The organism is Streptomyces globosus (assembly GCF_003325375.1).
GTDB lineage: Bacteria > Actinomycetota > Actinomycetes > Streptomycetales > Streptomycetaceae > Streptomyces > Streptomyces globosus_A.
Window position 1 is genome coordinate 4555399 of the sequence record NZ_CP030862.1, and the last position, 22582, is coordinate 4577980.

At 73.9% G+C, this 22582-nt stretch carries 18 protein-coding genes; 8 read left to right on the forward strand and 10 right to left on the reverse strand.

Annotated features, from left to right (window positions below; all coding sequences use genetic code 11):
• Nucleotides 1-34: 34 nt before the first annotated feature.
• Both C0216_RS20140 and C0216_RS20145 read right to left on the reverse strand, forming a co-directional pair.
• Nucleotides 35-1510 carry a glycoside hydrolase family 32 protein gene (locus C0216_RS20140; protein ID WP_114056633.1) on the reverse strand — a complete coding sequence of 492 codons (1476 nt, stop codon included), beginning with the start codon at nucleotides 1508-1510 and terminating at the stop codon, nucleotides 35-37.
• 385 nt (nucleotides 1511-1895) lie between these two features.
• Complete coding sequence (locus C0216_RS20145; RefSeq protein ID WP_114056634.1) at nucleotides 1896-2951, reverse strand: LacI family DNA-binding transcriptional regulator; 1056 nt, start codon at nucleotides 2949-2951, stop codon at nucleotides 1896-1898.
• A 342-nt stretch (nucleotides 2952-3293) separates the two neighbouring features.
• On the opposite strand from C0216_RS20145, the gene C0216_RS20150 reads away from it, so the two are divergent.
• Nucleotides 3294-3728, forward strand: a complete 435-nt coding sequence (locus C0216_RS20150) for a pyridoxamine 5'-phosphate oxidase family protein (protein WP_114058799.1) — start codon at nucleotides 3294-3296, stop codon at nucleotides 3726-3728.
• 106 nt (nucleotides 3729-3834) lie between these two features.
• On the opposite strand, the gene C0216_RS20155 is transcribed toward C0216_RS20150, so the two are convergent.
• Nucleotides 3835-4530 (reverse strand): CBS domain-containing protein, encoded by a 696-nt coding sequence (locus C0216_RS20155; RefSeq protein WP_246042635.1) that lies wholly within the window; start codon nucleotides 4528-4530, stop codon nucleotides 3835-3837.
• Between the two features lie 710 nt (nucleotides 4531-5240).
• Between C0216_RS20155 and C0216_RS20160 the strand changes: the two genes are divergently transcribed.
• Nucleotides 5241-6938 (forward strand): GAF domain-containing protein, encoded by a 1698-nt coding sequence (locus C0216_RS20160; RefSeq protein WP_428985444.1) that lies wholly within the window; start codon nucleotides 5241-5243, stop codon nucleotides 6936-6938.
• 164 nt (nucleotides 6939-7102) lie between these two features.
• Here C0216_RS20160 and C0216_RS20165 read toward each other — a convergent pair whose 3' ends face one another.
• Nucleotides 7103-7567 (reverse strand): pyridoxamine 5'-phosphate oxidase family protein, encoded by a 465-nt coding sequence (locus tag C0216_RS20165; RefSeq protein WP_114056637.1) that lies wholly within the window; start codon nucleotides 7565-7567, stop codon nucleotides 7103-7105.
• Nucleotides 7568-7792: 225 nt separating this feature from the next.
• Between C0216_RS20165 and C0216_RS20170 the strand changes: the two genes are divergently transcribed.
• Nucleotides 7793-8521 carry a response regulator gene (locus tag C0216_RS20170; RefSeq protein WP_114056638.1) on the forward strand — a complete coding sequence of 243 codons (729 nt, stop codon included), beginning with the start codon at nucleotides 7793-7795 and terminating at the stop codon, nucleotides 8519-8521.
• A 176-nt stretch (nucleotides 8522-8697) separates the two neighbouring features.
• Here C0216_RS20170 and C0216_RS20175 read toward each other — a convergent pair whose 3' ends face one another.
• Nucleotides 8698-9567 (reverse strand): universal stress protein, encoded by an 870-nt coding sequence (locus tag C0216_RS20175; protein WP_114056639.1) that lies wholly within the window; start codon nucleotides 9565-9567, stop codon nucleotides 8698-8700.
• 340 nt (nucleotides 9568-9907) lie between these two features.
• Here C0216_RS20175 and C0216_RS20180 point away from each other — a divergent pair, with 340 nt between their 5' ends.
• A complete protein-coding gene (locus C0216_RS20180; RefSeq protein WP_114056640.1) occupies nucleotides 9908-10777 on the forward strand; it encodes a universal stress protein in 870 nt (289 codons plus the stop codon).
• Nucleotides 10778-10804: 27 nt separating this feature from the next.
• Here C0216_RS20180 and C0216_RS20185 read toward each other — a convergent pair whose 3' ends face one another.
• Entirely contained in the window at nucleotides 10805-11152 is a 348-nt protein-coding gene (locus C0216_RS20185; RefSeq protein WP_114056641.1) for a helix-turn-helix transcriptional regulator, read from the reverse strand.
• A gap of 149 nt (nucleotides 11153-11301) precedes the next feature.
• Between C0216_RS20185 and C0216_RS20190 the strand changes: the two genes are divergently transcribed.
• The 4 genes from C0216_RS20190 to ppdK all read left to right on the forward strand — a co-directional run bounded on the left by C0216_RS20190 (nucleotide 11302) and on the right by ppdK (nucleotide 17088).
• Nucleotides 11302-11859, forward strand: a complete 558-nt coding sequence (locus C0216_RS20190) for a universal stress protein (protein WP_174250427.1) — start codon at nucleotides 11302-11304, stop codon at nucleotides 11857-11859.
• Nucleotides 11856-12914 carry a TerC family protein gene (locus C0216_RS20195; protein WP_114056642.1) on the forward strand — a complete coding sequence of 353 codons (1059 nt, stop codon included), beginning with the start codon at nucleotides 11856-11858 and terminating at the stop codon, nucleotides 12912-12914. Before C0216_RS20190 ends, C0216_RS20195 begins: the two co-directional genes overlap by 4 nt.
• 41 nt (nucleotides 12915-12955) lie before the next feature.
• Nucleotides 12956-14215 carry a PP2C family protein-serine/threonine phosphatase gene (locus C0216_RS20200; protein ID WP_114056643.1) on the forward strand — a complete coding sequence of 420 codons (1260 nt, stop codon included), beginning with the start codon at nucleotides 12956-12958 and terminating at the stop codon, nucleotides 14213-14215.
• 170 nt (nucleotides 14216-14385) lie between these two features.
• Entirely contained in the window at nucleotides 14386-17088 is a 2703-nt protein-coding gene (ppdK, locus tag C0216_RS20205; protein ID WP_114056644.1) for a pyruvate, phosphate dikinase, read from the forward strand.
• 99 nt (nucleotides 17089-17187) lie between these two features.
• On the opposite strand, the gene C0216_RS20210 is transcribed toward ppdK, so the two are convergent.
• From C0216_RS20210 to C0216_RS20225, 4 genes are all read right to left on the reverse strand, one after another.
• On the reverse strand, nucleotides 17188-18165 hold the full coding sequence (locus tag C0216_RS20210) for an Acg family FMN-binding oxidoreductase (protein WP_114056645.1): 978 nt from the start codon (nucleotides 18163-18165) through the stop codon (nucleotides 17188-17190).
• A gap of 485 nt (nucleotides 18166-18650) precedes the next feature.
• Entirely contained in the window at nucleotides 18651-19817 is a 1167-nt protein-coding gene (locus C0216_RS20215; RefSeq protein WP_114056646.1) for a substrate-binding domain-containing protein, read from the reverse strand.
• 42 nt (nucleotides 19818-19859) lie between these two features.
• Nucleotides 19860-20918: an ABC transporter permease gene (locus C0216_RS20220; protein ID WP_114056647.1), complete on the reverse strand. Its 1059-nt coding sequence runs from the start codon at nucleotides 20916-20918 to the stop codon at nucleotides 19860-19862.
• Entirely contained in the window at nucleotides 20915-22480 is a 1566-nt protein-coding gene (locus C0216_RS20225; protein ID WP_114056648.1) for a sugar ABC transporter ATP-binding protein, read from the reverse strand. Before C0216_RS20225 ends, C0216_RS20220 begins: the two co-directional genes overlap by 4 nt.
• Between the last annotated feature and the right edge of the window lie 102 nt (nucleotides 22481-22582).

The following is a 22582-nucleotide window of genomic DNA, read 5'->3' on the forward strand; positions in this document are numbered from 1 at the left end:
GGCCGTGGCCACGGCGGCGTGGACGAAGGGTCCGTCAGGGGGACTGCTCGTGCGGCAGTCCGGCGTCGGCACTCGGCTCCTCGACGACCAGGGGGCGCAGGTTCCAGGCATCGACGGTGTAGCCCAGGCACGCGTCCGGCGCGCCGAGGGCCTGCAGACGCCACGGGCCGCGGCCGGTCGGGTAGAAGCGCAGGGTGAGGACCTGGCCGGTGGAGGTCAGGAAGACCTCGGCGATGGAGTGGTCGACGAGTACGCGCACCTCGGCCGGCCGGCCGACAGGGCAGGGCATCCGGTAGGAGCCGGCCCGGGCACGGGCGTCCAGCGAGGCATGGTCGCGGTCGACGACCAGTTCGCCGGTGGCGGCGTCATAACGGATGTCGAGGTGTTCGGAGCCGTCCGAGGTGGTGAGAAGCCGCAGACCGGACCCCTCGGCGAGCTCCAGGCGGGCCGTCAGGTCGAAGGCGCGGCCGACGGAGCCGAGTTCCACCGGCTCCGGGCCCTGCGTCTCGCCCGAGGCGTGGACGGCGTGCTCGCCTCGCAGGGCGAGCAGTTCGGCCGCCGGCTGCTGCCGGAGCGTTCCCTCGGCGTCGACGCTGATGTCGCGGGGCAGCGTGAGCACTCCTGCCCAGCCGTCTGCGACCGCCCAGCCTTCTTCACGGGCCTCAGCGGACCAGCCCCACAGCAGCCATCGGCCGCCGGGGGCGCGCAGGAGTGCGGGCGCGTAGCAGTCCGGGCCGTGGTCGACGAGGACGGGCGGGCCGGCCGCGAAGGAGCCGCCGCTCTCCTCGCCGACCAGGGCGGTGACGCAGCGGTCGCCGTCGTGGTCGTTCCAGGCACTGAAGATCAGGGCACCGCGGTGCCCGGAGTGCGGCGGAAGGTACTGGGGGCACTCCCAGCCCTCGCCGGTGTGCAGGCCAGTGCCGCCGACCGGCTCCTGCTCGCGCCCCTCGAAGGGGCCGAGGTAGGTCCATGCCTCCAGGTCCGCCGACTCGTAGAGAAGGGCCGCGCCACGGCCGTCCGCGAGGGCGGCGCCGACCAGCATCCGCCACCGCTCGCCGTCCCGCCATACGTAGGGGTCGCGGTACATCGTGCAGTCGTCGGGCCATTCGGGGATGACCAGGTCGTTTCGCGGGGTGAAGGTCCGGCCGCCGTCGAGGGAGGTGGCGGTGGCGACCGGCTGGTGCCGGGTCGAGCGGTCCCAGCGGTTCGCGGAGTAGAAGGCGACGAGGCGGTCGCCGTCGGAGACGGCGTTGCCGGAGAAGCATCCGTCCTCGTCCAGGCCGCCGGGGGTCGGGGCGAGGGCGATCGGCAGCGGTTCCCAGCTCAGCAGGTCGGGGCTGCGGAAGTGGCCCCAGTGCATGTTCGCGTGCGTCGCACCAGAGGGGTTGTACTGGTGGAAGACGTGGTAGTGGCCGTCATGGAAGACCAGCCCGTTGGGGTCGTTGATCCAGTTCCGGGGCGGGCGCAGATGCGCGACGGGCCGGTACGGATCGGAGGGCGCGGTGGACACACGCGTGCCTTTCGGTATGTGCGGCAGAGCAGGCGAGGGCGGACGGCAACCGGGAGCAGCCGGCCGCAACCGCCTCGTGGGGCTCGGTGGAGGCGCCTTCCCGCGGCACCTGCTGTCGGCCCCGATGTCAGGGCAGGGGGCGGCCCCGCGTGATGCCGACGGCGAGGGGCGGGAAGGCGGTCTGAAGCGCCGACGCGGGGCCGGCGGGAGGAGCGCGGCTCAGCGCTCCGAGGCGCTGTCGGGCATCAGGCGGCACGGCCTGGAGCGCTCGTAGAAAATCTCAGGGGACATCTGTGTACCCTCACTGTGTTCCATGTACGGGCAGGACTGACGACCGGTCGCAACGGTCGCCTGTCACGGTGTGAAGAGCTTCGCCGTCCCGGGGTCAGAGTCGGGGCGGCGAAGCGACCGATGCCCGCGCCACCAGCGGGCAAGGCAGCAGTTCCTTCGTGTCCGGGCCCAGTGGCCGGCCCGGAGTCTTGATGAGCGCGAGCAACCGGGCCATGGCCCGTGCTCCCATCTCGTAGTGCGGCAGCTGAACGGTGCTCAGCTGCGGGTGGAGCGACTCGCAGACCAGTTCCTGGTTGTCGAACCCGATGACCGACAGGTCACCGGGGATGGACAGCCCCAGCTCGGCGGCAGCCCGGTAGGCGCCGGCAGCCATCCGGTCGTTGAAGCAGAACAACGCCGTGGGACGCTGATCCGCCGTCAGCAGTCGCCGCGCGGCCCGGTAGCCCGCGTCCACGTCACCGCCGACCGTGTTGAACGGCACCGCCGTCTCGGCGGCGACCAGCGACGGGTCGTAGGAGACGCCGGCCTGCGCCAGCGCCTTGCGGTAGCCCTCCAGGCGGCCCTGCCGGGCGGGAAGGTCGACGGTCTGTACGGTCACGCCGATCCGGCGGTGACCGTGCCTGACCAGCTCGCGCACCGCCGCGTAACCGCCCTGGGCCTCGTCGGGCACCACGGAGGGGACCGCGGGGTCGGCGGAACTCGCGTCGAGCAGCACGGTCGGCGTCGCGTGCAGGACGCCGGGCAGTTCCACGATGCGGTGGTACATGGCGGCGTACACCACGCCGTCCACCTGCCGCTGGAGCAGCATCTCGATGCTCGTGCGCTCCAGTTCGGCGTCCCCGCTGGTGTTGACCAGCAGCAGAACCACGCCCTCGGCCGCGGCGGCCTCCTGAGCTCCCAGGATCATCCGGCCCGCGTGCGGGGTGGTGGCGATCTCGTCGCTGACGAAGCCGATGGTCTGCGACCGCTGCGTCCTCAGCCCGCGTGCCAGTCCGTTCGGCGCGTACCCGAGTTCGTCGGCTGCTTTCCACACGCGCTGACGCGTCTCTTCACTGATCCGCTTGCCCTCGACGCGGTTCAGGACATGCGAGACGGTCGCGGTCGACACACCTGCCGCCGCAGCCACGTCCTTGATCCCGATCCGGCGCATCCCTGAACCTTCCAAAGTGGTTGATCCCGGGTTGCCTAATCGTTTAGGCAACCGCGTGGAGATGAGATTGCCCCCGGCCGAAGCCACTGTCAATGGCTCGTTACGAACTCGTGCCCCCGGCATGTCGGGCGCATCGCGGACGCCGGTCGTGCGGACCGCCCCCGGAGGGCGGCAGAGCCCCGGCGGCGCGTCGGGGCCGCCATGAAGGCCGGCAGCATCCGGATGCGCGCGTGACCGACGGCTTCCGGCGGCTGGGCGACGGAGGTGCCTCCCTCCGCTCCGATGACGCCGGGTGGGGGCCGGTCGGCCCTAGGCACGCAGACCGCCCCCGAGGACGATGGACTGATGGAGAACGACGGCTTTCGCGCACTCGACCGGCAGGAGTGCCTGCGTCTGATGGCCAAGGTGCCGGTCGGCCGTGTCGTGTACACCCGGCACGCCCTGCCCGCGGTCATGCCCGTCAACTTCTCCCTGGACGCGGATGCCGCCGTCCTGATGTGCACCTCGCCGGCCTCCGACCTCGTGGACGCCATAAACGGCGTCGTGGTCGCCTTCGAGGCGGACGAGTTCGATGCGGCGACCCGGTCCGGCTGGAGCGTCGTCATCACCGGACGTGCCGCCCTGGTGACCGATCCGGCCGAGCACGAGCGGCTGGCGCAGCAGGGCCCCCGTTCCTGGATGCCCTCCCGGGACAGCGTGTTCCTGCGGATCGGGTGCGAGATGGTCACCGGACGCGAGCTCACGGGGGCGCGCGCCACCCCGTGCGGAAGGCCGTAGGCGAGGGCCGCGGGCACCTTCTCCCGTGCGGAGCCCGCAGAAGGCCGTTCGGCCCGGAGCCGCGGGACGCCTCCGGGCGGCGTACCGCTGATGGGACGGGGAAGGTTCAGTGCGCCCGATGCGCGCTGGAGGGCCGCCCGCTGCGCCGTTCGGCTGTCAGCCGGTTGACCACCCCGACGACGCCGTCGACCCGCCATGCCGCCCGGATCAGCGCCGTGCTGTCGGCCCCGGGTCCGGCGGCGCCCTCGATGGTGGCGATCCCGTCCCGGACATCCACCAGGAGACTGCCGGCGTCGTGCGCGGAGCCGTGGAGGCGGACTGCGTCGGTGACGTCCGCGCGGATCTCCTCGTCGGTGCGCAGGAAGACGCGCAGGAGGTCCCGGCGGGTGGCGATGCCGATGAGCCGGTCCTCCTCGTCCACGACGGGCAGCCGGTCGATGCGGCGGCGTTCCATGATGCGCGCCGCGTCGACCACGCGCTGCTCCGGATGCACGGTGACCGCAGGGGAGGACATCAGCCCGCCGGCCGGCAGGGCGCGCGGGGCGGCGGGACCTGCATGGGCGATCCGCCTCAGGGCCCGCAGCACGCGGTCCCGGCCTGACCCGGACCGGCTGCGCATCGCCCGTCGCCCGGCCAGATCGGTCCGGGAGACCACGCCCACGACCTTGTCGTCGTCGTCCACCACCGGCACACCGCTGATGTGATGGGACGTGAGCAGACGGGTCAGCTCCTCCATGGAGGTGTCCGGGTGTGCCCGGACCACTTCGCCGGTCATCACTTCGCCCACAGTCCGGTACGTCACCACAGTTCCCATCCCCGTTCGCTCCGGTGGTTCCAGGCCGGCGCCCGCGGCAGGACCCTTCGGTCCCGGCGCACCTCCGCTCCTCGCTTCCCCGCCGTCGGGGCATCGGGGCGCCGGTGCGGCTGCCGGGGCCGCGGGGGCGCTCCACCTGCCGAAGACGGTGCGGGCCTTGGCGCTGCCGTGCAGGACCTCGCTCCTCCTGCCTGGCGTCGCCACCAGCATGGCCGCTGGAGGGGCGGGGGAACAGAACCGGTCAGGACCTCTGCCGCGGGCCGTTCGGCCCCCGTGCCGCTCTGACCTGCCGGGCCGCTCGGAGCCCGGCGGAAGAGGGCCCGACGGCACCGGCGCAGCCCCGTTCGCCCGGCTGCCGCCGCGGGTTCCGCCCGGCGCCGGGCCGAAGGGACGAGAGCGGCCCTGCGGCCCCCTGCCCCTCCGCATCCAGAAGACGCCGTTGCCCGGGCGACCGGCGACCGGCGACCGGCGACCGGCGACCAGCACATCGAGCCGTCGTTGCGTGACCTGGGCATCGGCGAGACGGCCTTCGCCACGGCCCTTCCCCCGCAAGCGCCGAACACGTCCGAGGACCAGTGCGCCCCGGCCGCGACCCGTGATCTGGCACTCCGGGCCACCCGCACGGCCGATAGGCTGTCCCGGTACTGCGGGTGATCGGCGGAGGAGGCCCAGTGGGCGTGGAGGAGCCGTTGTCGCGGATGCCTCAGATGCGGCTCGACGAGCTGCTGGAGGAGCTTCAGGCGCGTATCAACGCCGCGCGCGGTACCCGTGACCGGGTGCACAGCCTGCTGGAGGCGGTCGTCTCGGTCGGCCGCGAACTGGACCTTTCGCAGGTGCTGCGGCGGATCGTGGAAGCTGCCGCCCTGCTCGTCGACGCCCGGTACGGGGCGCTGGGGGTGATCGGCCCGGACGGCCGCACGCTGTCGCAGTTCCTCACCGTCGGGCTGACGGAGGAGGAGATCGCCAGGATCGGGCCGCTGCCGGCCGGGCACGGCATCCTCGGCGAGCTCATCCGGCACCCGGAGCCGCTCCGCCTGACGGACCTCGGCGCCCACGACGCCTCCTACGGCTTCCCGGCCCACCACCCGCCGATGCGTACGTTCCTGGGCGTGCCGATCCGCGTCCGTGAAGAGGTCTTCGGCAACCTGTACCTGACCGACAAGAACGGCGGCATGGACTTCGACGCCGAGGACGAGTCGGTGATCTCCACCCTCTCCGTCGCCGCCGGCGTCGCCATCGACAACGCCCGGCTGTACGAGGCGTCGCAGCGCCAGCAGCGTTGGCTCCGGGCCGGTTCGGAGATCACCAACAGCCTGCTCTCCGGCAATCCCCGGCTCGCGGTCCTGGCGCTGATCGCCCGCCGCGCCCAGGAGATCACGGGGGCGGCGCTCGCCGACGTGTCCGTGCCCGTCCCCGGGACGGACGACCTCGTCGTCGAGCTGGCCCTCGGCGTCGATGACGAGACGCGGCGCGGTCTGGTGGTACCGGTCGAAGGCACCCTCTCCGGCGCCGCCTACCAGGCCGGTGCGCCTGTGACCACCGTCGGTCTCGCGGAGGACGACCGCTACACGGCCGGACCGCGCCGCTTCGACGGCCTGGGCCCTGCGGTCGCCGTCCCCCTGGGCACGGCCGCCAAGGACACCCGGGGCGTGCTGCTGCTGGCCAGGCGCCACGGGGAGCCGGCCTTCACCGAAGCGGAGCTGGAGCCGCTGCTGGGTTTCGCCGGGCAGGCCGCACTCGCGCTGGAGCTGGCCGAACGCCGCAGCGACGCCGAGCAGCTCGCGCTCCTGGAGGACCGCGACCGCATCGCCCGCGACCTGCACGACCTGGCCATCCAGCGGCTGTTCGCGACCGGCATGACCCTGCAGAGCGCCGCACGGCTCGTCCAGCACGAGGGCGCCGCGGAACGCGTCTCGCGCGCCGTGGGCGACCTCGACGAGACCATCAAGATCATCCGCTCTACGATCTTCGGCCTGCGTGCCCGCGAGGAGGACACCGGGCCCAGCCTGCGCGCACGGGTGGCCCGTACCGTGGGCGAGACGGCGACCACCCTCGGGTTCCCGCCCCGCCTGAGCATGGAGGGGCTGCTCGACACCGACGTACCCCCGCAGGTGGCCGACCACGTCACGGCGGCCCTGACCGAGATGCTCAGCAATGCCGCCCGCCACGCCCACGCCACGCGGGTCGAGGTCGCCCTGCAGGCCACCTCCGACGAGGTCGTCCTCACCGTGACGGACAACGGCCGCGGAATCCCCGCCCACGGCAGGCGCAGCGGCCTGGGCAACCTGGAGGAACGGGCCCGCAGCGTGGGCGGCACCCTGGAGATCGGGTGCCCGGACCAGGGCGGCAGCCGACTTGTGTGGCGCGCGCCCCTCACCGCCGGCCCCCGTGAGTGACCTTCGGCGCGACTGACGGCGCACGTCCGCTCCGGTGAGGGGCGGGGCCGGCGGCAATGTCCGCGGCCCCGCCGGCGTTTCCGGGGCCGCCGCGGAGCAGGTACGCGGGCGCGGCGGGACGTCCGCCGTCGCAGGCCGCAGTCGTCCGGAGTGGCCGGCCGGCCCTACACGGTGAGCCGCAGGCCGGTCACCAGGTCCGGCCGGATGCGCAACGCGGAGTCCATCGCCGGGTGTTCCACCCACGGGCGCAGCCGGGCCGCGAAGCGCGCCAGCTCCCCGGCGTCGGTGATCCGCTGGGCGTATCCGGTGACCACCACGCTCCAGCCGGTGTGGCTCTCGGGGTCGATGACGTCCGCCTCGTAGGCCACCACGACACCGGTCGCCTGGGTGGGCGCCACGATCGAGGCGAGCGCGGCGCCGTCGTGCAGCCGGACGATGATGTCCTCGCCGTCCATGAGGTGGTTGACCGGGCGGACGGCCGGCAGGGCCTGATGCGTGAAGACGATGCGCCCGAGCGAGACGCTGCCGAGCAGCCGCAGGGCCTCGGCACGGCCGAGTTCTCCCATCCGCCGGGGCGCCACCGCCTCACGGTGGTCGTCCACCGCGGTGTGCGCGGCTTCCTCCTCCATCGTGCCCACCCTCCGCTCCCGTCCGGTCCCGGGCGACCTCGCCGCCGTCGGCCAGCGTCTCTCGTCGCACGGTGCGCCAGTAGGGCCGAACGGACCTTTCAGCCGTGCCGGCCCGGCTCGGCCGCGGGATGAGGGCCATCCGGCCCTGGGCGGTGGTCCCGCCGGCACGGCAGGATGCGTGGGGAGCCCCTGGGGGCGGAGGATTCGGCGAACACGGAGTGTGCGATGACGGACAGCAGCGGCGGCCTCGGCGAGAAGGAACCGGTCAGGGTCTTCCTTCTCGACGACCATGAGGTGGTGCGTCGCGGTGTGCACGATCTGTTGGACGCCGAACCGGACCTGACCGTGGTCGGGGAGGCGGGCACGGCCGAGCAGGCACTGGTGCGGGTGCCCGCACTGCGCCCTCAGGTCGCCGTCCTCGACGTGCGCCTGCCGGACGGGGACGGAGTGAGCGTGTGCCGGGAGCTGCGCTCGCGCATGCCCGACCTGGCCTGTCTGATGTTGACGTCCTTCGACGACGAGGAGGCCCTGCTCGACGCGATCATGGCCGGCGCGTCCGGCTACGTCCTCAAGCAGATCACCGGCACGGACCTGGTCACCGCGGTGCGCACGGTCGCTTCCGGCCAGTCCATGCTCGACCCCGGCGCCACGGCCCGGGTGATGGCCCGGCTGCGGGGCGGATCGCCCCGGGAGGAGCAGCCGCCGGGGCTGCCCAGCCTGACGGAGCGGGAGCGGGAGATCCTCGCTCTGGTGGGAGAAGGTCTGACGAACCGGGAGATCGGCAAGCGGCTGTACCTCGCGGAGAAGACGGTCAAGAACAACATCTCCCGGCTGCTGGCCAAGCTGGGCGTGGAACGCCGCGTACAGGCCGCCGTCATCGCCACGCAGGCCCTGGCCTGGCACGACGACCAGGGTGGTCCGGCCGGGCGCGAGGGCCGGCAGCAGCGGAACTGACGCCGGCCGCCCTCACACGGCTGCCGGCCGGCGGCGCAGCCCCTGCCCGATGCCCCGCGGCGTCGGGCAGGGGCCGACGCCTGCCACCCCGGCGCATGTACGGGGAACCCACGGGCCCGGCGGACACAGCCGCCGGGCCGCCCGCCGTCCCCCCGACCGGCCTCGGGCCCCGGCGGTCAGTCGTGCGGTACGACCGCGACGGGGCAGGGGGCGTGGTGCAGTGCGGCGTGGGCGACCGATCCGATGCGGGGACCGACGGGCGTACGGCGCGTCCGCCGGCCGACGACGAGCAGCCGGGCGCCGGACACGGCCGAGAGCAGTACCTGTCCCGCGCTGCCGATCTCGACGTGCTCGGTCACCGGCACGTCCGGGAACCGCTTCCGCCACGGGGCGAGCGCTTCGGCGAGCGCCTTCTTCTCGAAGGGTTCGAGCCCTCCGGCCTCGTCCACCAGGCGCATCGAGCCGGGGCTGTAGGCGAAGACCGACGGCAGGCTCCAGGCCCGTACCGCACGCAGGCCCGCGCCGCGTGCGGCGGCCTCCTCGAAGGCGAAGCCGAGCACGGCGCCGCTGTCCTCCGGCGACCCCTGCTGGCCCACGACGATGTCGCCGCCCTCCGCCTGCATCTGCCCGCCACGGGCGCGCACGGAGACGACGGGCCGCTTGGCGGCGGCGATCACCTGCTGACCGTAGGAGCCGAGGAGGAAGCCGACGAGCGCCCCGTGTCCCCGTGAGCCCAGCACCAGCATCTCGGACGCTTCGGCCTCCCTCAGCAGGGCGGCGACCGCGGTGTCCTCGACCACTTCGGCGGTGACCGCGAGATCCGGGTGTCGGCCGGCGACGTGTGTCTCGGCCTCGCGGAGCACGGTGCGGGCGGACGCGGCCTGCGTCTCCCTGTCCTGGACGACGGGGACCTCCAGCGGCTGCCAGAGCCAGGCGTGCACGATACGCAGCGGCATGCCGCGCAGTGCGGCTTCGCGTGCCGCCCAGTCGGCCGCCGCCAGGCTTTCCGCGGAACCGTCCACTCCTACGGTGATGACGCTGGTCATGGGGATGCCTCCATACGGTTCGACGGGTCTGGCCGCCTCGGCCGCCCGTCCTCTGGTCTCAGCATCCGGGAGAGGCGGCGGTCCGCCGAGGGCCCATCGGCCCTGACTGGCGGCCGTTCGGCCACGGCACCGGGTCCGCCGGCCGCGGCACAGGTCCACCGGCCCCGGGACCGGGACCTCCGGCCCCCTGCGCGGACCGCCCCGGCCGATCAGCGTGAAGGGGCGGCCCGCCCGGATGGGCGCCCCGAGTGCCGGACGGCCGGCTCCCCCGGGAGCCTGGAGGACCGGCCCGCGTGTGCCGCGTCCCGGCCGTCCCGGCCGCCAGACGAACGGAGTCTCCATGTCCCTTACGGTCACCGTCGGCCTCGACGGATCCCCGGAAAGCCTCGCCGCCGCGCAGTGGGCCGCCCAGGAGGCACTGCGTCGTGCCGTTCCGCTGCGGCTGCTCCGCGCCTGGGACATCGCCGAGGATCCGCGTACCCGGGTGGTCGACCCGGCGACGGCACGCGGATGGGGCGAGCGCACGCTCGCCCTCACCGAACGGCGGCTGCGGCGCCGCCACCCGGGCCTGGACGTCGAGGCGACGTGGGTGGCCGGCGACCCCGTGGAGGAGCTGTGCCGTGCTGCCGGGGAGGCGGAACTGCTGGTGCTCGGCTCGCGCGGGCTGGGCGGCCTGGCCGGATTCCTCGCCGGGTCGGTCTCCCTGGCCGTGCTCGCCCGCACGCGGCAACCCGTCGTCCTCGTCCGCCCGCACGACCCGCTGGAACCCGGGCACGACCGCACGGGGGACGTGGTGGTCGGTTTGGACGTGTCCGCCCCCGGCGACGAGCTGCTCGCCTTCGGCTTTGCCGCGGCCGACCGGTACGGCTGCGGACTGCGCGTGGTGCACCGGTGGGCCGTTCCCGCGCTCTACGGTCCCGACATGGCCGGCGGACTGCCGCTCCTCACGACGGGCATCGCCGATGACGCACGACGGGCGCTCGACGAAGCGCTGGCCCCCTGGTCCGGGAAGTTCCCGGATGTCGCGGTGGTGCGCGACATCCGCCAGGGCCGGCCGGCGCAGGACCTGACGGCGCTGTCGCACGGCGCCCGGCTCGTCGTGGTCGGCCGCAAGGTCCGCCGGGCACGGATCGGCACCCACATCGGGCCGGTCACGCACGCGGTCCTGCACCACTGCCCGGCGCCCGTCGCGGTCGTGGCCCACGACTGAACGCGCCCGGCGGCAGCGGTTGCCCGGTCACGGTGCGGCGGCCGCGTCGGGTCGTGCGAGCGCGGGGTCCGGGGCGTCCTCGCGGTGGAGGAAGGCACCGAGGAGGTCTCCGACAGGGTGGCCGGCCTCGGCCGGGTGGCGCAGGGCGACGCTGTCGTCGACGGTGTAGCGGTTGCGGCGGCCCACCCGGGTACGGGTCAGGTAGCCGGCGGCTTCCAGGTCGGCGACGATGATCTGGACCGCGCGTTCGGTGATGCCGATGCCGGCGGCGATGTCGCGCAGCCGGACGTCCTGGTCGCGGGCGATCCACAGCAGCACCCGTGCGTGGTTGGTGAGGAACGTCCACTGGTCGCCACGTGCCGATGAGCTGCCCATGACCCCCATCCTACGAACTTCGTTTCGTCTATCCACCTTTCCGGCGAACCGTTATTAGCGAAAATCTTTTCGCGTAACTGTTGACGGGTGTCGGTCTCACGGGGGACCTTTGAGGTGATTCCTCCGCATTAAGGAAGGCGGGTAGCGCCGTGACCCGACTGTTCTCCCACTCCTCACGCGACGACGTCCCCCGCCCCGGCCTCGCGGGCCTGGGCCAGCCGGTGGCGGCGGTGCTGGGCGACCGCATCGACGACGTGGCGGTGGCCGAGGCGGCTGCCCGTATCGCGCTGGCCCGCCGCGCCCCCCTGCTGTTGATCGCCGTGCTGCCCCCGCAGGCGAAGCACTGCAGCCGCGGGCCGGCCTCCGCGCCGGTGCGGGCGGTCCTCGCCCGGGTCATGCCGAGGGTCGGCCCGCTCCACCTGGGCTACATCCCCGAGGCCTTCCACCTCCCCGGGGGCGGCGGGTCGAGGCTGGCGGCGGCGAAGGGCCTGCTCGCCCTCGCCGCCCGCCACCGGGCCACGGACGTGGTGGCCGCCCGCCGCGGCCCGCACGGGCTCGGTGCGCACACGCTGGTCGAGGCCGCCGCCCTGCGCGGCGGCCCCACCGTCCACGCGGTCGCCCCCGCCTGGGCGCCCCTGCGTCCGTCCGGTCCGGCACCCCGCCCGGCCAACACCCCCGCCGTCCGGAGAGGAAGCGTTCCGCGATGAGCGACCTGGCGTTCACCGTCCCCCTGTGGGTGTGGGCCGCGGTCACCGTCGGCATCTGCGTGATGCTGGCCGTGGACCTGGTCGCCCACCGCGACAACCACGTCATCGGCTTCAAGGAGGCGGCGGTCTGGAGCAGCGTCTGGATCGCCATCGGCCTCGGCTTCGGTCTCGTCCTCTGGGCCTGGCAGGGCAGCGAGGTGTCCTCCACGTACTACGCCGGCTACCTGATCGAGAAGGCCCTGTCGATCGACAACGTCTTCGTCTTCGCCCTGGTCTTCTCCTTCTTCGCCGTCCCCGACGCCTACCAGCACAAGATCCTCTTCTGGGGCGTCCTCGGCGCCCTCGCGGCCCGGCTCGTGTTCATCTTCATCGGCGCCGAGCTCCTCGAGGTGTTCTTCTGGACCGCCTACCTCTTCGGCGCCTTCCTGATCTGGACCGGCTACAAGATGGCCGTCTCCAAGGACGAGGAAGTCCACCCCGACCGCAACCCCGTCGTCCGCCTGGTCAGGAAGCTCATCCCCACGGACCCCGGGTTCCACGGCGACAGGTTCTTCATCCGCGTCAACGGGCGCCGCGTGGCGACCTTGCTGTTCGTCGCCCTCGTCGCGATCGAGGCCACCGACCTGATCTTCGCGATCGACTCCGTCGCCGCCGTCCTCGCGATCACCACCAACACGTTCCTGGTGTGGACCGCCAACGCCTTCGCCGTCCTCGGCCTGCGCAGCCTGTACTTCTGCCTCGCCGGACTCCTGCGCCGCTTCGCCTACCTCCACTACGGCCTCGCGGTCCTCCTCGTCTTCGCCGGCGTCAAGCTCATCCTGTCCGAGACCCCCGTCGGCAAGCTCCCCATCCCCCTCACCCTCGGCGTCATCGCCGCCACCATCACCGTCTCCATCGCCTGGTCCCTGATCGCCACCCGCGGCCGGCCCGCCGACACCGCGCAGCAGCCCGTCGGGGAAGGCACCGCTGGCGAAACCGGCAAGCCCTCCGCCGCCCCCGCGGCCCCGCGGTCCGCAGCCGGCCGCCGCGGACCGCGCTCCAAGGACGCGCCATGACCGCCGCCGCGGGCCGGGCGCGCCTACCGTAGAAGCAGGTCATGGCCGGCACTACGGGCAGGTGGACGGTGAGCGGACCCGGGATCGACTATGAGGCGGTCTTCCAGGCCCTGCCCGGCGCGGCCGCCCTCCTGACCCCCGAGCTGGTGTACGCGGACGTCAACGAGGCGTTCCTGGCCGTGTCGGGGCGCACGCGCGAGCAGGTGGTCGGCCGCTACCTGTTCGACGTCTTCCCCGACAACCCCTCCGATCCCTCCGCGTCCGGCATGCGGAACCTGCGCGCCTCCCTGGAGCGGGTCGCTGCCACCGGAGAACGCGACGCCATGGCCTTGCAGCGCTACGACGTGGAGGACTCCGAGCGTCCCGGGGTGTGGCAGGAGCGGTACTGGAGCCCGGTCAACGTCCCCGTCCTCTCCCCCGACGGCACCGTCGCGCTGCTGCTGCACCGCGTGGAGGAGGTCACCGAACTCATCCGGGCCCGCGGCGCGCGCACCGGCACGGACCGCTCCCAGGTGCTGGAAGCCGAGCTCTACACCCGTGCCCGGGAACTCCAGGAGGTCAACGAACGCCTGCGTCAGGCCCACTCCCATGAACGCGAGGTGGCCCTGCACCTCCAGGAAGCGATGCTGCCCACGCCCCGTCCGCTCGGCCGCCACCGGGCAGCCGTCCGCTACCGGCCGGCCGCAGGGGCGCTGAACGTGTGCGGGGACTGGTACGACCTGGTCGACCTGCCCGGCGGCGACCGCGCCGCCGTCGCGGTCGGCGACGTGGTGGGCCACGGCCTGCGCGCGGCCGGCGTCATGGGCCAGCTCCGCAGCGCCCTGTCCGCGGCCTCCCGCGTCGCGGACGGTCCTGCCCAGGCCCTGGAGGTCCTCGGCCTGTACGCCCGCAGTGTCGACGGTGCCGAGTCCGCCACCGCCGTGTCCGTCTTCATCGACTGGCACAGCAGCACCCTCACCTACAGCAGCGCGGGCCATCTCCCTCCCGTGCTCTGCCACCCCGGCGGCACCGTCACCTTCCTGGACGAGGCCACCGACCCCCCGCTCGGCGCCCGGCCCGACCACGCACCCCGGCCCCAGGCCCGTACCGCGTTCACCAGCGGCTCGATCCTCGCCCTGTACACCGACGGCCTCGTCGAACGTCGCCGCGAGGACATCGACGCCGGCCTCGCCCGGCTCGCCGACGCCCTCTCACGCCACCGCGCGGCCGACCCCGACACCGTCGCCGACGCCCTGCTGACCGACCTCGCCGCCCCCGCCGGCGTCACCGACGACACAGCCCTGGTCATCCTCCGCTTGTGAGGGCTCCTGCTCCCTGCCCGGACCCGATCGCCCGAGGCCGGCCCGGAGGGACCTTTGGCCCCGCGCCTTGCCCCCTGCAGCCCTGCGGCCCCGACCGGCCGGATGCCAGCCTGAAGCCATCGGCCTGCACCGGCCCGGGTCCGCCGGCCATCAAGCGAGAGAACGGTGTCATGGAGCCGAAGTACGTGTACGACTTCGCCGAGGGCGGCCGGGACATGGCCGACCTGCTGGGCGGCAAGGGCGCGAACCTCGCGGAGATGGCCGGCATGGGTCTGCCCGTACCGCCCGGCTTCACCGTCACCACGGATGCCTGCCGGGTCTTCCTCGCGACCGGTGAACCCCCGCCGGAGCTGGAGGGCCAGGTGGCGGAGCACCTCGCCGCGCTCGAACGCGCGGCAGGCCGGCGTCTCGGCCAGGTCGACGACCCGCTGCTGCTCTCCGTCCGCTCCGGAGCCCGGTTCTCCATGCCGGGCATGATGGAGACCATCCTGGACATCGGCCTCAACGACCTGTCCGTGCTCGGCCTGGGCAGGACCCCCGACCGGGAGCGCTTCGCCTGGGACTCCTACCGACGCCTGGTGCAGATGTTCGGCAGCACGGTCATGGGGGTGCCCAGCGCCCGGTTCGAGGCGGTCCTCGCCGGGATCAAGAAGCAGCACCGCGCCGCCGACGACACCCGCCTGGACACCTGCGACCTGATCAGGCTGGTCGAGACGTACCAGGACCTGATCCTGGAGGAGACCGGACAGGAGTTCCCCCAGGACCCGGCCGAACAGCTGCAGCGGGCCGTCCTGGCCGTCTTCACCTCGTGGAACGGCGAACGGGCCCGGATCTACCGGCGCCGCGAGCACATCCCCGACGACCTGGGCACCGCCGTCAACATCCAGACCATGGTGTTCGGCAACCTCGGCCCCGACTCGGGCAGCGGAGTGGCCTTCACCCGCGACCCGGCCACCGGGCAGCCCGGCGTCTACGGCGACTACCTGCAGAACGCCCAGGGCGAGGACGTCGTCGCCGGCATCCGCAACACCGTTCCCCTCCAGCAGCTGGAGAACCTCGACCCCGCCTCGTTCGTCCGGCTGCGCGACTGCGTTCAGCGGTTGGAGGCCCACTACCGGGACCTGTGCGACATCGAGTTCACCATCGAACGCGGCACGCTGTGGATGCTGCAGACCCGTGTCGGCAAGCGCACCCCGCAGGCCGCCTTCGCCATCGCCGGGCAGTTGGCCGACGAGGGGCTGATCTCCCCGGAAGAGGCGCTGGCCCGGGTCGGCGGTCACGGTCTGGCCCGGCTGATGTTCCCCCGCTTCGACACCTCCGGCACCCGCGAGGTGCTGGCGCGGGGCATTCCCGCCTCTCCCGGGGCCGCCGTCGGCGCGGCCGTCTTCGACTCCGCCGAAGCGGTCCGCCGCTCCGCCGCCGGGGAGAAGGTCGTCCTCGTACGGCAGGAGACCACCCCCGACGACCTGCCCGGCATGATCGCCGCCGAGGCCGTGCTCACCAGCCGCGGCGGGAAGACGAGCCATGCGGCCGTCGTCGCCAGGGGCATGGGCAAGGTCTGCGTGTGCGGAGCCGAGGGCATCGCCGTCGACCCGGACGGGCGGCTCTTCTCGACGCCCGCGGCCACGGTGCGGGAGGGCACCGTCATCTCCGTGGATGGGTCCGAGGGCCTGGTGTTCCAGGGCGCCATGCCTCTCGCCGACTCCCCGGTGATGCGGTACTTCGAGGAGGGCGGGCAGCCTCCGGCCGATTCGGCACCGCAGGTCGTACGCGACGTGCACCGCCTCATGGGCGAGGCCGACAGCGCCCGGCGCATGGAGGTCAGGGCCAACGCGGACACCCCCGAGGACGCCGCCCGCGCCCGGCGCTTCGGGGCCCAGGGCATCGGACTGTGCCGCACCGAGCACATGTTCCTCGGCGACCGCCGGCCCCTGGTCGAAGCGATGATCCTGGCGCGCGACGACACGGAGCGGGAGTCGGCCCTGAACGCCCTCCTGCCTCTCCAGCGCCAGGACTTCATCGGCATCCTGGAAGCGATGGACGGGCTGCCCGTGACCATCCGGCTGCTGGATCCGCCCCTGCACGAGTTCCTGCCCGACCTGACGGAGCTGTCCGTACGCGCCGCACGGCGGGACGCGCTGGGGCAGCAGCCCGAGCCCCGCGAAGCCGAACTGCTGGCGGCGGTCGCCCGAATGCACGAGGAGAACCCGATGCTGGGCCTGCGCGGCGTACGGCTCGGGCTGGTGGTGCCCGGTCTCGTGGCCATGCAGGTGCGCGCCGTCGCCGAGGCGGTCGTGGCGCGCAAGCGGGCCGGCGGGGATCCCCGGGCCGAGATCATGGTGCCGCTGGTCGGCGCCGTGGAGGAGCTGCGGCTGGTGCGGGAGGAAGTGGCGAGGGTGCTGAAGCGCGTCTCCGCCGGGAGCGGCATCGCCGTGGACTGCCCGGTCGGCACGATGATCGAGCTGCCGCGAGCCGCCCTCACCGCAGACCGTATCGCGCAGGACGCGGACTTCTTCTCCTTCGGCACGAACGACCTCACGCAGACCACCTGGGGCTTCTCCCGCGACGACGTCGAGGCGGCGTTCTTCTCCGCCTACCTCGACAAGGGCGTCTTCCCGACCTCCCCGTTCGAGACGATCGACCGCGAAGGCGTGGGCCGACTCGTCAGGATCGCGGTGGCCGAAGGGCGCGCCGCACGGCCGGAACTGAAGATCGGGGTGTGCGGGGAGCACGGCGGAGACCCGGATTCCGTCCGCTTCTTCCACGACGCCGGCCTGGACTACGTCTCGTGCTCGCCCTTCCGGGTGCCCGTCGCCCGCCTGGAAGCCGGACGCGCCGCCCTGCCGCCGGCCGAAGGCGGTGACAGCCGCTGACGCCCTGCGGACACGCTGTGGACCGCGGTGGTCGCCCGGCCGGGCGACCGGGCGCCGCATCGCCGTCCGCGACCGGCGACGGAGCCGGCCGGCGGAGCCTCAGGCGAGGACGAGTACCTCCGACACCGGCCGACGAGGGGTCGCCGGGACCTCAGGACCGTAGCCGAGCCGGATGAGCATCTGCGGATGGCCGGCCGTCGAGGAGGGATCGCGGACTGCCCAGCGCAGCTGCGGCCATTCGAGGGCCTGGGAGTTGAGGGACGTGGCCAGCCCGTCGAGCGTCGCCTGCAGCAGCACCCGCTCCATGGCCTGTCCGGCGCGCAGCCAGTCCTCGCGTCCGTCATCGCGCGTGCCGAGGACTGCCAGGCAGGGCGTTTGCTCGAACACCGCGGACCGGTGGCCCTCGACGCGCCGGCCGGCGGTGAAGTCGCGCACCGGCGCACGGCCGTCGTATCGGCCGGGTCCGAGGGACTCGGCCGGGATGCCTTCCGGGCGCTCGGCGGGCGAGCCGGTCGTCCACCGGGCGATCTCCTCGCGTACGCCGGGCGCGAGCTCCTCGGCGCGCTCCGCGTCCCGCACGAGGTCGAGCAATGCCTCCACCTGCCATGCGCCCGCCACGTCGAGGCGTGCGCCCTCCGCCAGGGCGGCGCCGCGCAGCCCGTCGAGCACCTCCTCGGGAACGCCCTCGCCGGTGAACGGCTCCCTGCTCGTGTGCCGCCTGCGCAGGGCCGGGTACAGGCCGGCGAGGTCGTCGTCCCCGTCGGAGGGGGCGAAGGTGATCACGGCGAGCGTCTCGGGATCGGCGGGATCCGGCAGCAGCCGGATGTCCGGCTCCCATCCCGCGCGTGCCGCAGCGACGCGCAGGTTGAACAGGGCTGCCCCGCATCCGATGTGCAGTCCGCGGGTGGAGGGGTCGGTGTGCGGCATCGCACGGGCGGGGTCCATTCGCATGGTCAGCACACCGTCCGCCTGCGTATGGCGGAAGAGCCAGGGCTGGGCGTTGTGCATGGACGGCGCGGTCGTCGCATCGGCCACCCACGACGTGATGGACGGCGGATCCGGTGTTCGTTCGGACACGGGGTCACCTCCGGGAGGCGTGATTGTCGATGTCGACCCAGAGGACCACCATGACGGGACTGGCCGACTGATGGACCACGCCCTACGCCACATGGCGCAGACAAGCCACCGCGGGACGGCCCGCAGCAGGCGCCACCGCCGTGGAGCGGGCTGTCGTGGAGCGGGCAAGCGGCTCGGCCGCAGCCTGCCGGTGGCGTCGGTCGCTCCTTCGCCGCGAAGCGCGATGTTTCCGGCTTCGTCTCCAGCCTGCCCTCTGCGAGGCGGGCGGGGACAGGGGCCGCTCGGGTACGGCGTGGGCCGAACGGCCCTTGCCGCCTGGTGGGAGGAGGGCCGGCCGAGCGGCGGGGCCCCGGGCGGGCCGCCCCGTGCCGGATGCGGCAATCTGCCGGAGGCCGAGGCCGGCGGGCCGGGCATCCGATCGGGAGGCGAGGGGGCGGGACCGCACGCCCGGGCAGTCGCCGCAGCGGTGGCCGGCCGCGCCCGGGCTAACCGGGCGGGAGGCCCCGCCAGATCCGCTCGTAGGCGGGGCGGTAGCCCGGGGGGTCCCAGGAGGTGGCGCCGCCGCTGTTGGCCGCCGTGACGACGTGGACCGGGGCGACGTACCCGCTGGCGGGGCGGCCCGCGAAGGCGCGGTTGAACTCGTCGACGATCTGCCAGCCCTGCTGGGTGAGCGGCTCGGGCACCGTGGCGGCCTGGTACCGGCGGGCGTTGATGCGCTGGAAGGCGGACGGGTCGCCGTCGCCGGCCCCGATGTTGAGCGGCGGCCCGGAGCCGGGGCGGCCGGCGGCGCGGAACGCCGGGGCGGCGTCGGCGAAGTACAGGTCGTTGATGGCGACCGAGTACGTCCAGTCGTCGCCGAGGCGGGACAGCAGGGAGGAGACCTCCTGCGGGGTGCGCCGGCTGGCGTCCGGGATGGGGATGTTCTCGTACGACAGCAGCCGCACGCCGGCGCAGGCGGCGAGCCGCCGCCTGATCAGCCCGGCCTTGTTCCGGGCGAACGGGATCGAGTCGTCCGTGAAGAGGACGACGCCGGCGCGGCCGCCGGAGCCGGCGATGACCCAGTCCGCGCTGATCCGGGCGACGTCCTCCACGTCGGTGGTGATGTTGGTGAAGAGCTCGGGGTCGGTGCTGGGGCCGGGCGCGGCCACCGCGTGCCAGCCGACGAGCGGGATGCCCGCCGCCTCGGCCCGGGCGAGCTGCTGGGAGGTCAGGCGCGGGTCGAAGCCCCCGATGGCGATGCCGGAGGGCTTCAAGGTGACCGCCTGGCTGAGTGCGGCCTGGATGCCGGCCGGGGTGCCCTCGCCGTCGATGACCCGGACCTGCCAGCCGATCGCCGCGGCGGCCTGCCTCACGCCGGCCGCGACGCCGGCGACGCCGGGGTTGGTCATGGTCTGCGCGACGTACACGAGGGTCTTGCCGGGGACGGCGCGGGGGCCGGTGGTGGGGCCGTCCCAGGCGGTGTCGGTGCGCTCGGCGCGCCGTACGGCCTCCGCCGCCGCGCGCTGGACGCCGGGGCAGCCGCCGGCGCCCGTCGCGGCGGTGGCGGTGCGGTCGGCCGGGCCGCCGGCGGGGCCGCCGCCGCAGCCCGCGGCGGCGGCGAGCGCCGCCGACAGGGCTGCGGCCGCGAGGGCCGTCTTGCGGTGGGGGTGCACAGTGCTCCTGGTACGGGTCGGGCGGCGGGCCGGGTACAGGCCCTAAGAGGCGGGGCGGTCGGCGGCCGGTGTGTCCCGGCCGCCGGGCCCGGTCCCGGTGGCCGGCCGGGCGCGCAGGCGCCTGCGGGCGGTGTATCCGGCGAGGCCGACGGCCAGCAGGAGCGTTCCGCCGTTGAAGAGGGGGGTGGCCCAGAACTGGGCGCCGAGCTGGCCGATCCCGGCGAGGCCGACGGCGAGGAGGGCGACGGCGACGAGCGTGCCGAGGGCGTTGGCGCGGCCGGGCCGGATCGTGGTGGAGCCGAGCAGGACGCCGACGAAGGCGGGCAGCAGGTAGTCGAGGCCGACGCTCGGGTTGCCGGTCTGCTGCTGGGCGGCGAGGAGGACGCCGGCGACGCCGACGACCAGCCCGGATCCGGTGAAGGCGTGGACGGAGTGGCGGCGGACGGGGATGCCGATGGCTTCGGCGGCGCGGGGGTTGGAGCCGATGACGTACAGGTAGCGGCCGAGCGGCAGCCGTTCGAGGAGCACCCACAGGGCAGCGGCGGTGGCGAGGACGCAGTAGGCGGGGACCGGCAGGCCGAGGAACGTCGCGTCGTAGAGGCCGGTGAAGGCGGGCGGGAGGCCTTGGGGGCCGGGGACGATGCGGCTGCCGTCGGTGATCATGCCGGTGAGGGCGTACATGCAGCTGCCGGTGCCGAGGGTGGCGATGAAGGAGTTGATGCGGCCGTACTCGACGACGATGCCGTTGAGGGCGCCGGCCAGCGCTCCGCCGACGACGACGGCGAGGCAGGCTGCCTGCCAGGGCCAGCCGGCGGTGACGATGAGGTGCATGACGAGGACGTGGGCGAGGCCCAGGCCGTAGCCGATGGAGAGGTCGAACCGGCCGGCGGCGATGGGCAGGGTCGCGCCGAGCGCGAGGAGGGCGGGGATGGACTGGTTGGAGAGGATGGAGGAGACGTTGTCCCGGGTGGGGAAGGTCTCGGGCAGGGCGGCGGAGAAGAGCAGGAACAGGGCGACGGTGAGGACGGGCAGGCCGTAGCTGCCGAGGAGGTGCGCGGCGCGGTGGCCCCGCGGGGGGCGTCGGGCGGGGGCGGCGGTCACCGGTCGGTCGTGCTTCCGGTGATGGCGGGCATGGCGGAGGCGGTGCGGGTGAGTTCGGCGGCGGTGAGGGAGGCGCCGGAGAGCTCGGCGGAGACCCTCCCGCGGACGAAGACGAGGGCGCGCCCGCAGAGGTCGGCGACCTCCTCGAAGTCGCTGGAGACGAGGAGCACGGCGAGGCCCGCGTCGAGGGCGTCGTCGAGGAGCCGGTGGACGGCGGCCTTGGCTCCGACGTCCACGCTCGCGGTGGGCTCCTCCAGGACCAGCAGGCGCTGCCGTCCGTGCAGCCAGCGGCCGACGACGACTTTCTGCTGGTTGCCGCCGGAGAGGGTGGCGATGGGCACCTCGCTGTCGGGCGGGCGCACCGCGAACCGGCGGATCAGGGCGGCGGCCTCGGCGCGTTCACGCCGGCCGCCGGTCCAGTGCCAGGCGGGGACGCCGTTGGCGCGCGGGTTGGCGAGGAGGTTCTCCCGGACGGTCAGGTCGGCGGCGCAGCCCTCCTGCTGGCGGTTTCCGGCGACGAATCCGACCCCGGCGGCGACGGCTTCGGCGACGGAGCGGGGCCGGTGGGGGCGGCCGGCGAGCAGGGCCCGGCCGCCGAGGAGCGGGAGGGCTCCGGCGAGGGCGCGGCCGAGGTGCATGTGCCCGGCGCCGGTGAGGCCGACGAGCCCGAGGACGTCCCCGGCGTGGAGTTCGAGGCTGACGGGGCCGGTGCGCTCGGTGGCGGCGTCCTCCAGGGCGAGGACGGGCGGCGGGGCGGCGACCGCGGCAGCGGCGGGGCGGCGGGGCCGGCGCAGGGCGTCCGGTGCGCTGCCGGCGATGTCGTGGACGAGGCGGGCGGGGCTGTAGGGGGCGAGGGGGCCGTGGCTGGCGACGCGGCCGTCGCGGAGCACGGCGAAGGTGTCGGCCACCCGGTACACCTCGTCGAGGCGGTGGCTGACGTACAGGATGCCGTGGCCGCGGTCTCTCAGGGAGTGCAGGACCTCGAAGAGGTGCGTGCAGTCGGCGGCGGGGAGGGTGGCGGTGGGCTCGTCGAGGACGATCAGTTCGCTGTGGCGGGCCAGGGCGCGGGCGATGGCGACGAGCGAGCGCTCGGCGGGGGCGAGGCCGGCGACGGGGGCGCCGGGGTCGAGGTGGCCGGAGACGAACCGCAGTGCGTCGGCGCAGCGGTCCCGGGTGCGGCGCCAGGAGATGAGGCCGTGCCGGCGCGGGTAGCCGGTGCCGAGCGCGATGTTCTCGGCGACGGTCATCCACTCGACGAGGCCGGGATCCTGGTGGATGAAGGCCATCCGGGCGGAGGCGGCCGCGGAGCCGAGCGGGTGCCCGGCGACCGTCGCCTCCCCCTCGTCGGCGTGGTGGATCCCGGCGAGGATCTTGATGAGGGTGGACTTGCCTGCTCCGTTGGGGCCGAGCAGGGCGAGGACGCTGCCGCCGTGGAGGTCGAGGTTCACGCCGTCCAGGGCGACGGTGCCGCCGAACCGCTTGCCGAGGCCGCGTATCCGGACGAGCGGCGGGTCGGCGGGGGGCCGGGGCGGGCTGTTCGGGGTGTCGGACGGGTCATGCACGGACGTCTCCGGGGCCGCCTGGCGGGTTCGTGATCCGGATGCTACTGGTAATCATCCACCTGTATCCGACATGTCGCCCCGTACTGTGGCCCCAATGGGCCA

What these genes read in the sequence shown, in the direction of transcription:
- C0216_RS20170 (WP_114056638.1), top strand. Translation starts at nt 7,793, where the DNA reads ATGACGGACAGCAGCGGCGGCCTCGGCGAGAAGGAACCGGTCAGGGTC.
- C0216_RS20165 (WP_114056637.1), bottom strand. Translation starts at nt 7,567, where the DNA reads ATGGAGGAGGAAGCCGCGCACACCGCGGTGGACGACCACCGTGAGGCG.
- ppdK (WP_114056644.1), top strand. Translation starts at nt 14,386, where the DNA reads ATGGAGCCGAAGTACGTGTACGACTTCGCCGAGGGCGGCCGGGACATG.
- C0216_RS20185 (WP_114056641.1), bottom strand. Translation starts at nt 11,152, where the DNA reads ATGGGCAGCTCATCGGCACGTGGCGACCAGTGGACGTTCCTCACCAAC.
- C0216_RS20200 (WP_114056643.1), top strand. Translation starts at nt 12,956, where the DNA reads ATGGCCGGCACTACGGGCAGGTGGACGGTGAGCGGACCCGGGATCGAC.
- C0216_RS20145 (WP_114056634.1), bottom strand. Translation starts at nt 2,951, where the DNA reads ATGCGCCGGATCGGGATCAAGGACGTGGCTGCGGCGGCAGGTGTGTCG.
- C0216_RS20195 (WP_114056642.1), top strand. Translation starts at nt 11,856, where the DNA reads ATGAGCGACCTGGCGTTCACCGTCCCCCTGTGGGTGTGGGCCGCGGTC.
- C0216_RS20180 (WP_114056640.1), top strand. Translation starts at nt 9,908, where the DNA reads ATGTCCCTTACGGTCACCGTCGGCCTCGACGGATCCCCGGAAAGCCTC.
- C0216_RS20160 (WP_428985444.1), top strand. Translation starts at nt 5,241, where the DNA reads ATGCCTCAGATGCGGCTCGACGAGCTGCTGGAGGAGCTTCAGGCGCGT.
- C0216_RS20175 (WP_114056639.1), bottom strand. Translation starts at nt 9,567, where the DNA reads ATGACCAGCGTCATCACCGTAGGAGTGGACGGTTCCGCGGAAAGCCTG.